The 14,682-nt window shown below is 39.1% G+C and carries 12 protein-coding genes; 10 read left to right on the top strand and 2 right to left on the bottom strand.

What is annotated here, in order from left to right; all coding sequences use genetic code 11:
* Positions 1–2: 2 nt before the first annotated feature.
* Both IKB43_01350 and IKB43_01345 read right to left on the bottom strand, forming a co-directional pair.
* On the bottom strand, positions 3–656 hold the full coding sequence (locus IKB43_01350; GenBank protein MBR2468791.1) for a restriction endonuclease subunit S: 654 nt from the start codon (positions 654–656) through the stop codon (positions 3–5).
* Between the two features lie 11 nt (positions 657–667).
* Positions 668–1,132: a hypothetical protein gene (locus IKB43_01345; protein MBR2468790.1), complete on the bottom strand. Its 465-nt coding sequence runs from the start codon at positions 1,130–1,132 to the stop codon at positions 668–670.
* 346 nt (positions 1,133–1,478) lie between these two features.
* Here IKB43_01345 and IKB43_01340 point away from each other — a divergent pair, with 346 nt between their 5' ends.
* The 10 genes from IKB43_01340 (at position 1,479) to IKB43_01295 (ending at position 14,452) form a co-directional block, all read left to right on the top strand.
* Entirely contained in the window at positions 1,479–4,709 is a 3,231-nt protein-coding gene (locus IKB43_01340; GenBank protein MBR2468789.1) for a type I restriction endonuclease subunit R, read from the top strand.
* Complete coding sequence (locus tag IKB43_01335) at positions 4,710–6,371, top strand: SAM-dependent DNA methyltransferase (GenBank protein ID MBR2468788.1); 1,662 nt, start codon at positions 4,710–4,712, stop codon at positions 6,369–6,371.
* A 2-nt stretch (positions 6,372–6,373) separates the two neighbouring features.
* Positions 6,374–6,694: a hypothetical protein gene (locus tag IKB43_01330; GenBank protein ID MBR2468787.1), complete on the top strand. Its 321-nt coding sequence runs from the start codon at positions 6,374–6,376 to the stop codon at positions 6,692–6,694.
* Positions 6,695–6,698: 4 nt separating this feature from the next.
* Positions 6,699–7,904 (top strand): restriction endonuclease subunit S, encoded by a 1,206-nt coding sequence (locus IKB43_01325; GenBank protein ID MBR2468786.1) that lies wholly within the window; start codon positions 6,699–6,701, stop codon positions 7,902–7,904.
* A 57-nt stretch (positions 7,905–7,961) separates the two neighbouring features.
* A complete protein-coding gene (locus IKB43_01320) occupies positions 7,962–8,957 on the top strand; it encodes a DUF2806 domain-containing protein (protein MBR2468785.1) in 996 nt (331 codons plus the stop codon).
* Positions 8,958–8,962: 5 nt separating this feature from the next.
* Positions 8,963–10,084, top strand: coding sequence for a hypothetical protein (locus tag IKB43_01315; GenBank protein MBR2468784.1), 1,122 nt, complete (start codon positions 8,963–8,965; stop codon positions 10,082–10,084).
* 87 nt (positions 10,085–10,171) lie between these two features.
* The gene (locus IKB43_01310) at positions 10,172–11,578 is read left to right on the top strand and encodes a hypothetical protein (protein ID MBR2468783.1); all 1,407 of its coding nucleotides are present in this window, start codon (positions 10,172–10,174) and stop codon (positions 11,576–11,578) included.
* An 11-nt stretch (positions 11,579–11,589) separates the two neighbouring features.
* Positions 11,590–13,437 (top strand): DUF262 domain-containing protein, encoded by a 1,848-nt coding sequence (locus IKB43_01305; protein ID MBR2468782.1) that lies wholly within the window; start codon positions 11,590–11,592, stop codon positions 13,435–13,437.
* A 22-nt stretch (positions 13,438–13,459) separates the two neighbouring features.
* On the top strand, positions 13,460–13,891 hold the full coding sequence (locus tag IKB43_01300) for a hypothetical protein (protein MBR2468781.1): 432 nt from the start codon (positions 13,460–13,462) through the stop codon (positions 13,889–13,891).
* Positions 13,892–14,452, top strand: a complete 561-nt coding sequence (locus IKB43_01295; protein ID MBR2468780.1) for a hypothetical protein — start codon at positions 13,892–13,894, stop codon at positions 14,450–14,452. It begins immediately after the preceding gene.
* Positions 14,453–14,682: the final 230 nt, after the last annotated feature.

Genomic DNA, 14,682 nt, shown 5'->3' with positions numbered 1-14,682 from the left:
TCTTATCCCTCCATTCCGTAGAAAATAGAGTTCATTTTTTCGCTTTCCAAAGCGATGACTTTATTAATGAGTTTGATTTTTTTCATAGTGTTTATGAAATCCTTTCCAATTTGTTTTTGTTCCTCTTTAGACGGAAGAGGAATCTGTACATTTTCGATTGCTCCTACAGAAATTAAAGGGATGGCGGAACCTGCTGCGAGGTCCTTGATTTGGTCTTGGTATGGTTTTGAATTCAAAAAGGCGAGAACATAAAGTAAGTCAACGTCTTTATCCGTAAGCGTCAGGGATGCGCAAAAAGATGAGACGATCAGGTTCTCGTCATCTTTCGTGATAACGCAGGCGTCGTACGGCGTGGACAACTTCAAAACCAAAGTGTTTGCTTTCGTAATTTTGCTTTCGTCAACGTATGAAGTCAAGTCCGTTGCGTCGAGTTCTTTTTTGGTTTCTTTTTCGCAAACGATTTTCATCAAAGAAGATTTGTCCACAAAACCATTCGAAATTGCTCTGGGTACAAGAACAAGAGCTTCGCATGTAATCTTTGGCTTGTCGGATTCGCGTACAATCTCAAAGAGATCGTCGATTTCTTTCTTTTCCAGCCTGGAAGTGATTTGGCCACCGGTAATTTTAGAAATGTCGCCTAATCTTTTTTTCGTCATGGTTGTCTCCATTATGCAATGTCGTTGTATTCAATGGTGTTGTAGTTGCTGATTTTCTCAAAGTCGTAGTAACGAGTCATGTATTTTTTCTGGTTGCGGATTTTTTGCTTGTTGCAATAGAATGACTTTTTGTTTTCTTCTTTGCGGGAAGTGTAATGATTCGAACGGTCTTCGTCCATTAATCGGTCAGACAGGTCGAGCATATTCTGATCCTGAATGCAGGTGCAATGAAGATAGGGGTCGCGGTCGTTGGTTTCAAGCAGTTCAAAGTAGCGCTTCTGGTCAATATTGAAAACGTTCAAAATGGCATCTTGGTAGTCGTGCTTTACGCGCGGCATCCCGCGAGCGATTCTGGCGGCGTCTTTCTTGGACTGCGCCATCAAGGGGAAACTGATGATTACGTAATGCGATTTCCCGACGTGGCCGCACTTGCATACGGCTTCGAACATTTCTAACTTAAGGATGTTGTTTTTCATGGCGGCGCCTCGTGATTTACTGATGTTGTTGTGTTTGAATTTTGATTTATTTTCTATGTTCAAATATACAATATCAAAAAGCACGAGTCAATAGCGATTTAATAAAAATGTTCAAAAGTTTTTGAACAATGGTGGATGATTTGCCGTTTTTAGGCCAAAAATAGCATTTAGTTAAAATAATTTTACTTATTGGCGTCTGTTACGTCCGAAAACTGATGTCGGAGAGAGCTTTTTTCCTGAAAAACGCTATTTCTCCAAAAACATAGAATTATCCCCCATATTATTAAGGTATATTGTCAACATAAGGTTTGCCCTCTTGGGCAAGCCGGTTTTTGAGTTAAAGATTATGGCTGGATTTAACGAATGTACTAGAGTTCAGGTCCCGGCGGCACTTCATCTGTGCCGTTTGGGTTACACCTATTTTGCTGAATGCGGCGAAGAAACTCCGGTAGGTAGGCTAGACAAGAACAATAACGTTCTTACCGATGAATTCCTAAAAGCACTTGTTCGTTTAAATCCGGAGCAAAAGCTCCACGACCTTCAAATTTTTGCGAAGTTTGCGTTGAGCAAGCTTGGCAGCGACGATCTTGGTCGTGAATTTTACCAGGTGCTTTCTTCGAATTCTGGAATCAAGCTGATTGATTTCGAAAATCCGGAGAACAATAGCTGGCTCGTGACGACGGAACTTCCTTGCGAGAATCAGGAGACGGGTGATAGTTTCCGCCCAGATATAACGTGTTTTGTGAACGGGTTGCCTTTGGCTTTTATCGAAGTGAAAAAGCCGAATAATGCGGAAGGCATTGTTGCCGAGCAAAGCCGTACTAACCAGAAACGTTTGCCCAACAAAAGTTTTAGGCGTTTTCTGAACATCACCCAGCTGATGATTTTTAGCAACAATCAAGAATACGACAATGCGAATCGTGTTCCTGTCCAGGGTGCGTTCTACGCCTGCATTGGTAAGCAGAAAGCGTTTTTCAATGTGTTCCGCGAAGAAGACGAAAAGTTTGGCCCCAAGTATTCGTATCAAGAGGTTTCGGAAGACACTGAAAAACTGATTCTTAAGCACAGAAATTGCCTTTCCCTCAAGTGCCATCCGGAGTATGCTACGAATTGCAAGGTGACTACTCCCACGAACCGCATTCTGACTTCGTTGCTGAGCAAGGAACGTTTCTTGTTCCTGCTTCGTTATGGTTTTGCCTATGTAGAAAAGACTGTCGAAAAAGACGACGGCGAAAAGATTAAGACGCTTGAAAAACATGTAATGCGTTACCAGCAACTTTTCGCTTCTTTTGCCATCCGTAAAAAATTGGATGAAGGCGTAAAGAGTGGAATCATTTGGCATACGCAGGGCTCCGGCAAGACGGCTTTGGCTTATTACTCCGTAAAGAGCCTCACCGACTATTTTGCGAAGAAGTCTATTCCCGCCAAGTTCTATTTCATCGTGGATAGAATCGACCTGATGGAACAGGCGTGCGACGAGTTTGCCGCTCGTGGACTTGTTGTGCAGACTGTAGAAGACCGCGCACAACTCATGGCAGATATCAAGAATACGCAGCTGGTAAAAAGTGCCGACGGTAGGCTGGAAATCACCGTGGTGAATATCCAGAAATTTGCCGAAGACAAGGCCCCAGTAGATATTTCTGCGGGCTACAACACAAACCTGCAACGAATATTCTTTATTGACGAGGCTCACCGAGGTTACAATCCCGAAGGTGCGTTCCTTGCAAACCTTTTGAGTGCCGACAAACATGCAATAAAGCTCGCCCTTACGGGCACTCCGCTGCTTCGTGAAGAACGTGAATCCTGGCGCGTGTTTGGCGATTACATTCACACCTACTATTACGACAAGTCAATTGCGGACGGTTACACGCTTAAGTTGATGCGTGAACCCATTGAAACCCACTACAAAGAAACTTTGCAGGGGATTCTTGATGAGCTTGAAAACAATTCGGCAAACCAGATTCAAGTCAAAAAGAGCGATATCGATAAGGATAAAATCATTGAGCATCCAAAGTATTTGAACGCCTTGCTGGATTATATCATCGATGATTTTACCTCTTTCCGCGTTGAATGCGACGACAAGTCTATTGGTGCGATGATTGTTTGCAAAACCAACGACCAGGCCCGTAAACTTTTTGAGTTGTGGAACGAACGCTACGATTTTGCATTAAGCGTCATTGAGAAAAAGAGAGAAGAAGTCGCAAACATGGCGGCAGAAAAGCTGATGCATTACAACGCTTCTTTCTTTGAAAAACCGTTGAAGGCGTCCCTGATTCTCCATGACGAAGGAGACAAGAAGGAACGCAAGGAATACATTGTTGACTACAAGAAGAACATGACGACGGACTTTTTGATTGTCAATAAAATGTTGCTTACGGGTTTTGACGCAAACCGCTTGAAAAAGTTGTATCTTGGTCGCAAACTCGATGGTCACGATTTGTTGCAGGCGCTGACTCGTGTCAATCGCCCGTATAAGGATTTCAAATACGGCTACGTGGTGGACTTTGTTGACATCAAGGAAAACTTTGATGCCACCAACGACCGTTACCTGCGGGAACTGAACAAGACTACAGAAGATTCTGGCTTGGAACTTTCCGCTGACCCGGGCCAGGTGATTATTGAAAATCCCGAAGAAGTCAAGCTGCAGATTAAGGAACTGACGGATTTCTTGTGGAATTTCCCTACCGAGAATTACGAAGAATTCCGCGAAGTCATTGATGGAATTGAAGACAAGGAACCTTTGTACCACCTTCGTAAAATTCTTGAAGATGCAAAGGGCCTGGGCAACAGAATCCGTTCCAGCGGGAACGTTGAACTGCAGGACAAGTATAAGAACATGCTGCCCGGTGGCATTCCTGTTTTGCTGCGTGAAGTGGAACGCCGTATTGCTGCTATTAACTTCAAGGAAGGCAACGACCATAGCGAAGATGTGTCGGGCATAATCAATACGATTCTTGATAGTCTGGATTTTGAATTCCGCAAGGGCATTTCAGAAGAACTCAAGATTATCATCAATAGCCTTAGGGAAGAAGCCGAAAAGGTCCGTGCCGAATTTGATGCCAACTTCGATAAGAAAGAAGACAAGTTTGTCAACCTTATTGAAGAATTCAAAAAGTATTTCAGGGAACACGGCTACATTCCTAAAGACAAAACTGAAGCCGAAGGCAGCATTTTCTACTTGAAAGACGTAATGTCTAAAATCAAGGAAATCAATCGCAAGAATCGCGCGCTAAAGTCCCATTACAAGGACGATGAGAAATTTGTCCGCATTCACAAGCGAATTGTAGAAGCAAATGAAGTGCGTGCCCAAAGCGATAAGAAGGAAAGACCCTTGCTTGCTAAGGAAGAATTCGAAATTCAGAAAAGCCTTATCGAAATCAAGGACTCTGCCGACGACCTGTTTGAAAAGAATCCGGGAATTGTGGAAAACGAGGACAAACTCCGTAAGGATATTTTGGGCTGCGTAAGCCACAAGTTCATGGACCTTGATTTGACTGCAAGTCTTGATGACCGCAAATTCATTAGCAACCTGATTTCTAATGAATACATCAATCAGTATAATAGTTATGGAGTGTAAATGAACACCGAAGAACTCAAAGCCAAAACCATAGCCCTTATTGATTCCCTTAAAAGTACGACGGGTGCGTATGGCCTTGCAAATGGCGGCAACGAATACAAGATAATCACGGAGATTTTCCTTTACAAGTTCTTTAACGACAAGTTTGCCTTTGAAGCCAAGAACCAAAAGACTCCTTATAAAAAGCGCTTGAGCAAAGCGGAAAAGTGGGATGTTGAATACGATTCCTTTACCGACGAAGAAGTCGAGGATTTGTTCTCTTATATGGGCGGAGGCATCCCCTTAATCAAGCCGCATCAGACTTTGAGCCATTTATACAATGCTTCGACTCAGGGCGATTTCTCGGCGTTGCTAGATTCCACTTTGGTTGATATCGCGACCTATAACCAGGACCAGTTTTCGGTGGTGACTTCGGGCAAGGCGAAGGTGAATATCTTTGCTGCCGTTACGCCCTATGTCACTGACATTGGTAAGCGCGATGATTTTGCCAAGGCGTTGGTAAAGAACATCGCGGAATTTAACTTTGAAGAAGTTTTTAACGAAAAGTATGACTTTTTCAGCGGCATTTTTGAATACCTGATTAAGGATTACAACAATGCCGGTGGCGGTAAGTATGCGGAATACTTTACTCCCCGAGCAATTGCCCAGGTGATGGCTCAACTTTTGGTGGATCCCGAAACCGAATACAAGGGAGCAACCTGTTACGACCCCAGTGCTGGTACCGGCACGCTCCTTATGGCGCTTGCGCACCAGGTGGGCGAGGACCGCTGCTCCATTTACAGCCAGGATATTTCGGACAAGTCCAGCGAAATGCTGCGACTGAATTTAATCTTGAACAATCTGGTAGGCAGTTTGCCTAATGTGGTGCAGGGGAATACCCTTTTGGAACCCGCCCATGTAGAAAAGGATGGAAGCCTCAAGAAGTTTGACTTTGTGGTAAGTAATCCGCCGTTCAAGCTTGATTTCCCTGAGTATTCCGACACCCTGGCGGCAGACAGTGTCCGCTTTTGGGCGGGAATCCCCAACAAGGTAAAGAAGGTTGACCCCAACAAACCCAAGATGGCCATTTACACCTGCTTTATCCAGCACGTGATTAATTCCATAAAGGCCGAAGGAAAGGGCGCAATCGTTATCCCTACGGGCTTTATTACCAGCAAGTCCGGTGTTGAAAAGAAAATTCTGGAATACATTACCGACAAGCATATCGTTAGTGGCGTGGTCAGCATGCCGAGTAACGTGTTTGCGAATACCGGAACCAACGTTTCTGTGCTGTTCTTCGACAAATCGCCCAAGAAAGATTCCGACAAGGTGATTTTGATTGATGCCAGCAAGCTTGGTGAAGAATACAAGGAAGGCAACAACCAGAAGCGTCGTTTACGCTCCGAAGAAATCGAGAAGATTGTAACCACCTTCCGCAAAAAGAAAACGGTGGAAGATTTCTCTGTTGCCGTGACATACAAGGATATCAGGGAAAAGGGCTACAGTCTGAGCGCAGGCCAATACTTTGATATCAAGGTGGAATACGTAGAGATTACTCCCGAAGAATTCAAGGCCAAGATAAAGGGCTTCGCCAAGGAACTAGAAACCCTTTCCAAAGAAGGTGTCACACTGGATAAGCAAATTCAGAAACAGCTCGCCAATTTGAAATTCGTGGGGAAGTGAATATGGAAGTGATTGTGAACGTTATCGCTATCCTCATTAGTTTGATAGCTCTTTTTGTGTCAATACATTCTATTAAGGTTTCAAGAGAGCTTGCAAAAAAACAACTTGAATTTGCAGAACAGACTGAGAAAAAAAAAGAAGAAAAAGAGCAATTGGTTGAGCTGAAGCGAAAACAAGAAAAATGCCAAGAACAACTTGATTGGCAGGAAGCGGAAAGAAGAGCGAACGCTTCTCCTTTTCCCATTTTTGAAGGAACGAAAAAAGATCGTATAGAAAAAGAGTTCAGAATAATTCGATCAGAAAGAATCCTTCGAGGAAGGTGATGGTATGGAAATGACAAAGTATAAGTTGGGTGATGTGGCGGACATATTAGTGGGGTTTCCTTTTGAAAGTGAAAAATTCAATACAGAAGGAAACGGGGTTCGTCTTGTTCGGGGGATGAATGTATCGGAACGATTTTTAAGATTTGGAAACGACTCTCGTTGGTGGAGTGATTTAACAGATGGTTTGACACCGTATTATTTGAAAGAGTATGATATAGTGATTGGAATGGATGGGTCGAAAGTTGGGAAAAATTTTGCAATTGTAAAAAAAGAAGACTTACCATTAATTCTTGTTCAGCGAGTTGCTTGTGTTCGCGCAAAAAAAGGGTATGACCAGAAATATATTTGGCAGTATATTTCTTCGCCTAGATTTATTGAATATGTGAATACTATAAAGACAGGCTCTTCGATCCCTCATATAAGTGGTAAACAAATAGCAGATTTTCCAATTTTTGTGCCCTCGCTTTCGGAGCAAAAGAAAATTGCTGCGGTCCTTTCGGCGCTAGATGATTATATTGAAAATCTCCGAGCCCAGAATCGCGTGCTGGAACAAACCGCCAAAACAATCTACGACTACACCTTCCTCCAATGCGCCGGCCACCAAACCACCTACAACAAAACCCTCAACCGCAACATCCCTGTAGGTTGGGAAATTGATAATCTTTATCGAATTGCTGATTTTACAAATGGACTGGCTTGTCAGAAATATAGACCGACAACAGAAAAATATAAATTGCCTGTTATCAAAATCCGAGAAATGCATGAAGGCATTACCGCCGACACCGAGTTTGTAAGAAGTGACATCCCCGAAAAAGTTATTGTCAATCCTGGTGATTTACTATTCTCATGGTCAGCATCTTTAGAAGTGATGATGTGGAATGGTGTTAAAGGTGGTTTGAATCAACACATTTTCAAAGTTACTCCTAAAGAATATTTCTCATTGTATTTCGTTTACTTCCAATTGAAAGATTATATTGGAAATTTTAAAAGAATGGCTGAAGCCCGTAAAACAACAATGGGGCATATTACAACAGACCATTTGAATCAAAGTAGAATTGCGATTCCCGATGAAGAGACCATGAAAAGATTCAGTTCTCAGGTTACACCATTGTTTAAAAAGCAATTGGTAAATTCGCAACAAATCGAAACATTAACCACCCAACGCAACACCCTTCTCCCGCTCCTCATGACCGGCCAAATTGAGGTGTAGGATTTAGATTTTAGAGTGTAGAGGTTGCATCTTGTAATTGTATAAAAGGAGAACATTATGGATTCATTGACAAATGCCGTTGGTGCTGTGGCAGGTGCATCGGAAGGCTTTTATGCACTTGTGAAAAAAATCCCTATACTTGGCGATGTTATTCGTTACGAAGAACGCAAAGAACAAACGGAAAAAGCTGTTCATGAAAAATTTTTGAATGAGTATCGAATTTTAAATGATCCTGCATATCAAGTAAATTTTATTAATCAGTTTCAAGATGAAAATGAACGAAAGCTTATTATGGGGCATATCATTGATGTGCAATCAGATGGTCAAAAAAGTCTGAACATTGTTTCCGTATTAAGTCAATTTTGTGAAAATACAAAGGAAACGAAGTCGGAAGAAGTTGATGATAAGGATATGGATCCAGATTGGTGGCTCCTGTGGTTAGAACGGGCTAAAATGACTTCTAATCCGTTGAAACAGCAAATTCTTGCTAAAGTTCTTGAATTTGAAACGAAAACTCACGGAAGTGTCTCGGCAAGATTTATTCGAACGCTTGGTGACCTGTCTACGGAAGATTTAGATTTCTTTGGCAAATTTGTCAGGTATTTTTCTAGTGACGGGTATCTTTTTAATCATGTTGGATTGATGATGTCTGATTCCTCTTTTTTCAAAATCAATCTACACAATCAACAAATGCTAGAAAACCTAGGGCTTGCGCGATTTGCTTCTGGTTTTGGCGAGTATCGTAGTTACGGAAGAAGAAAAATTGGTGATAAAACATGTATCCTCATTCCTTATCCTAATTGCTTTTTGAGAGTTTGGAAGGATGTTGAAAAATTTGAAATGACCTATTCAATGTCTTTGACTGCAGAAGGGAAACAACTCCGTAAATATATGACAGAAGGAATGGATGCTGATGTTCTGGAGATTTTAAGCAAAGAGATATCTTCTTCTCAAAACTGTCGAGTGTCTGTGCATAAACTTGTAGGTGAAAATTATTTTGTTCAGAAAGAAGAATTCGCGTATGAGAATGGTGCTTTAATTAACGGAATGTGAATTGTATGAAAAAAACAATGAGAAAGCCGGAACACTGGCAAGATTTTGAAGATTTATGTAAGAAACTATGGGGCGAAATTTGGGAATGTCCTTCAATTAAGAAAAATGGTCGTGCTGGTCAAAGCCAGCATGGTGTGGATGTATATGGAGTTCCAAAAGGAGAAATAGATTATTGCGGAATACAATGTAAGGGAAAAGATGATTATACTAATGCGCAGTTAACCGAAGATGAAATTGATCAAGAAATACAAAAAGCATTAACATTTAAGCCTAAATTGAAACGCTTCATCTTTACGACTACTGCAAATAAGGATGAAAAAATAGAAACCTATATAAGGGAAAAGGATGTTGAAAGCCGAACCCAAGGGAACTTTTCTATTGAGCTATATTCTTGGGAAGATATTGTTGATTTGATTGAAGAAAACAAGAATACCTATGAATGGTATGTGAATGGACAAGGATTTGTTGAAAAAAATTCATTACTTGTAAAAATAAATGATGTTGAAAAAGATTTAGTTTTAACTCCTCGATATGCGAAAAAAATTACGAAACGTATAAAAAGAATTCCCGTGAAAACCCCTTTGTTTGATGAGGGCCAAAGTGCTATTGCCAAATTATGCGGGGAAAATAGTGTTGTTGAAACTTTGAGACCTGCTAAATTGTTTTGGAATTCTGAGAAAAAAGAGAATCATTCATTGGTCCTTTTGTCAATCACATTTTATAATGACGGAAATGAAACTTTTGATGATTATAAATTGTTCGTTGGCTTGGCTGGTGACGACTGTAATTTCGTAGAAGATAACGTTGTGAAAGAAGGCCTTGCCATTTCTAGTTTGAACTTTATGCAAAAATCTTATTGTATTGAATCTCATAAAATTACTTATCATGGTGAAGGTGCACTAGTTCCTAGTGATGGACGAAGGATTAAAACGTTTATTCGTCTTCCTCGAACTGAAGCGAATTTCGACATAAAGTATCGCTTTTTAAGTAGAAATTTTCAATGCGAAAGTGTAATTAAAGTTTCTTCAAAACCTGTTTTTGAAGAAACTGTTAACTTAGTATATGTTGAGACAGATCAAGAAAGTGGTGAAAATGTTCTAATAGAAGATATTGTCAAAACTGTTTAGGACAATGAAAGTTGATTTTTTCGAATGATCGGATGCTTCACTTCTTTCTCACCTAAGAACTGCCAAATCAAAATGTAAGGAGTAATTTTGGAGTCACTAATTGGCATAGGCGATATTCTAATAGTAGCCTCTCTTGTGATGGCTATTATTCCAACATTGAACCCTCAAATTACCTTTCGTTTAAAAGTTCGTGGCTATAAAAAGTTTGTGATTCTTTTGGTGATGACGGTTCTTATTGTTGTTCTGTCTACGGTTATACAGCATTATTCGCTTTATTGCCTAGGCTGCCCTATTGTGTGGAGTTTGGTGGCGTTTATTTTATTTTTGGTCACGTTTGTTTGGTTTGTTTGTAGTGCATATAAACCCGTTCTGTATTCCCCAAAAAATGCTGAACATTTTTTTACTGGGATAAGGAATCTTTGCGAAAGAGGAAAAGATGATGAACTGCTATGTGAGGTTGCTCCTTCTATAAAATTGCTAGTTAAGAATGCAGAAGCACAAAAGCCAGAACGATTTGGTTGTCTTACATTGTTGATTTTGGCTGATGATAGAATATGCAATCGCTTAGTCATCAGTCACTATTATTCTGCGTTTGCTGTTATGGACGCTTATAGGGATGTTATTGGTTTTATAAATGAACAGCCTTTTTTGAAAAATATTATCCGATGTGCAATAATGAATCCAAATTCTTTTCATCGCCGCTCTATAATGAAATATTATCAAGGCGATTTGACTGAATTTGTGAGAGAAAAATCTTTTATAATTGCGATGAATAGTGCGTTGCAGTTTTCGCATCGTGATTATGAACAGTTTGATAAAGATACTTTGAATTGCTATGAAGAACTTCTCCTAGAAAGTTTCAAAACGGAACATATTTGCCCTGAAATGGTAATTCAGTATGGATTCATCTTGGAAAAGTTATCAAGTGTTTATGAACGTTTTTTGAAGCAAGGAACTTTTTTCTGGTTAAGGACACATGTTGAAATTATAAAAGCGATAAGCACGTATATGAAGCGAAATGATCAATTTTCTAATAATGTTTATTATGGGGCGCATAAATTTGAGCTGTTGAGTAGTCAACTCTTTGATTTGTTTTATATGCTAGATCGAAACTGTGATGATTTTTCTTTAAGAAGTAAAGTTGATGATTTGTTGGAAATTCTTTTGATAGAGAATCCTCCTAGAAAATCAATTGAAAGAACCTTTCAGTTAGATTGTATAGCAGATTTGAATGAGCACTTCAAATTAGGGCGTCGATATGCGACTAGATCCTTATTTCGTTGTGTTATGCTGATGGGTGGTTTGGGAAAAGACAATAAATGTACGGTTATAAGATATTTTAGACGCTTGATGAAACGTAAATGGCATAATTGCTTTGTGCAAAATCAGGAAATTATGAAAGCACTTTTGCCGCAATCAGTGTCATACGATTCTCAAACGAGAAAGTTTACGCAGGTGCTGGCTTTAGGCACTTATACTTTTGATTTTGAATAAGGAACTTAATTATGTCCGTAGAATCTCACGATAAAAAACTTGCAGATCTTCTTCGTTTGGTTGAAGAAGGTGGGGCGCAACTTCCGGAATTTCAAAGAAGTTGGGTTTGGGATGATACTAAAATTTGCAAACTGATTGAAAGTATTTCGTCAGGTTATCCGATGGGCGCAGCAATGTTTCTCCAGGCGGGTGGAGATTCTATTCGTTTCAAAAGTAGACTGTTTACGGGAGTTTCCCTTGATAAAATGGTATCGCCAGAATGGCTTGTTCTTGATGGCCAACAACGTTTAACGACCTTATTTCAGGTATTTAAATCAAAGAAACCGGTAAAAACTCGTTTAGATACGGATAAAGACAAGACTATTTTTAGGTACTATTATCTTGATATAGAAAAGTGCTTGGATTCAAATGCTGATAGGTTAGATGCCATTGTATCTGTGCCGGCAGATGAAAAGAATTCTTCAAAGAATAAAAAGATTACTTCCGAAATAGGTCGTAAAATTGAGCTTGATTTATCTACTCCGGAAATGGAATACAAACAGCTGATGTTTCCGTTGAATTGCGTATTCTCCGCAAAGGATATGGATGCTTGGCAAGATGGACTAGACGATTATTACGATAACGATAAATCTTATAAGAACAAATATAGAGATTTCCGAGAAAAAATTATTCGACCGATTCAAGATTATGTAATTCCTGTAATACAACTATTGAAAAACACTCCTAAAGAAGCTGTATGCCAAATATTTGAAAATGTGAATACTGGAGGCGTCCCTTTAACGGTATTTGAATTGGTTACTGCTACGTTTGCTGCAGATGAATTTGATTTACGCGCAGATTGGGATAGCATAAGCCAATCATTCAGGGATAAGAAATTGCAGGTGCTTAATGATGTTACGGGTGATAATTTCTTGTCTGCAATGACATTGTTAACTACTTATAAGAAAAGTCTTAAGGGAATGAGTGCTGTTTCTTGTAAAAAGAGAGACATTCTCAGATTGAATCTCAAAGAATATAAGGAAAATCGAGATTTCTTAATTAGTGGGTTTGAGTCGGCTGCGTCATTCCTTGTTCATCAAGGAATATATCGTGAAAACGATTTGCCCTATACAACACAACTTGTTCCTTTAGCAGCAATCTTTGCGGTTGATAATGAAAAGAAAGATAATCGCGCATTTATGCTTGCATCAAACAAAGAACTTTTGGCAAAGTGGTATTGGTGCGGTGTTTTTGGAGAACTTTATGGCGGCGCAAATGAAGCTCGCTTTGCTCTAGATATTGCCGATATGTTCAAATGGATCAAGGGCGGCGAAGTCCCGGATACTGTTTCTCGTGCAAGTTTCGTTCCTACGAGATTGCTGTCTATGCAAACAAGAAATAGTGCTGCGTATAAGGGCGTGATGGCTATTGTAATGCAAGATTCGCCACTTGATTTTATGAGTGGCGAAAAGATGGATGTTGCTAAGTATTTGGATGAAGATACAGACATTCATCACATTTTCCCCCAGGCATATTGTGAAAAACAAAAATATCCGCAAAAAAAGTGGAATTCCGTAGTAAACAAGACTCCTATTTATGCATCTTCGAATCGTTCTATTGGTGGCCGCGCCCCAAGTGAATATCTTAAGACAATGAAGAATAAGGGACTTGATAAAGAAATGATTGTTTCTGCAATTTCTTCTCATAAAGTGAATTACGAATATTTATCAAAGAATATGTTTGATGAGTATTTCGTAGACCGAGCCAAGAGGCTCCTTGATAGAATTGAGGTGGCTATGGGTAAGAATATTAGTGGGCGAGATAGTGAAGAAACAATTAAGGAATTTGGCGTAAAATTGGTTTGGGAAAAAATAATATGAGCGGAATTTAATGAGGTTAATTTTGGCTAATCGTGATTTATTATTAGAAACAATTCTTCATTATGTTCCTAGAATGGAACGAAAAAATGTTATGGAACAGCATGCTGTTTTCATTAATATGATAAATGACAAAATAGGTAAAGGAAAAAAATTCATCCTTGAGTATGATGATTTGAAAACTCTGGTTTCAGTAATTTTTTTGTATAGGTTGGTTGTGGCTCCGCTGGAGCATGCTAAAGATTTTTATAAAAGAATGCACAGTTTTGGTGTTTCGTCAGTAACTTTGGGACATTATTCTCTTGATAGCGCAGGCGTTGAAAAGAATACACAAATCATTGCACAGTTTTATGGAATGCTCAAAGTTTTTTTTGAGGAAAAAGGTTTCCAAAATTGGAAAGGATTCCTTAAAATCGAGACAACTTTAGATTTTGAACGTTTTTTTGGAGTGAAATAGATGATGAAAAATAAAAAGAATAGGACAAAACAAGGCTTTGATGCCTCTGTTAGATTTTTTTTGAATAAATATAAAAAAGATTTAGAAAATGCTGTATCTCGCTTCTCTGATTTTTTTGAAATGAAAATTTATAATGATGTTGTTCGTGCTTACGAACAATTAGGTTATAGTTGTAAGCCAATGCAATTGTTCAATGGAAATCAATTTAAGTATAAATTAAGTACTAGTGGATATATAAAAAATTTTTCGTATTTTGAAATAGAAAAAAATAATCAAAGGTTTTGGATTGTTCATAATTTGAAATGCGAGAGCGCTTCATATAAAGACAGCTATATTACTGCAGATATTTGCGTAATTGATGAGAACTCAAGTCAATCAAAAGCCATTGATAATAAAAATGTTGATTTTGTTCCGAACTCGCATTTAATGACATTTTTTGAATGTAAATTTATGAATCCATTTCCAGAATTGATTGCCAATTTTGTAGGTCTTGTTACAGTCCTAAAACCAGATTGTTTGATCGTTAAGAGCCGTACGAAAACACATATACGCCCACACTAGTATGTGCAGCTAACGGTAGTAAAAATTCATACCGATTTGCTAATGCTGTGCAAAGTATGCATGATATAAATATTTTGAATAATATGTCTTATAAAACATTGAAGGCTCGGATAACTAAACGAAAAGTGAAACTTATCTAATGGTTTTGAAAAATAAAGAAAGAGTCGTGAAGGAAAAGTATGTCAATTAATGAACCGTTGAAGAAGAAATCTATTCAATATTTAGAAAAC

The sequence above is a fragment of the Fibrobacter sp. genome, from assembly GCA_017503015.1.
GTDB lineage: Bacteria > Fibrobacterota > Fibrobacteria > Fibrobacterales > Fibrobacteraceae > Fibrobacter.
The sequence above is the reverse complement of the archived record's forward strand: the minus strand, read 5'-3'. Positions and strand labels throughout refer to the sequence as shown.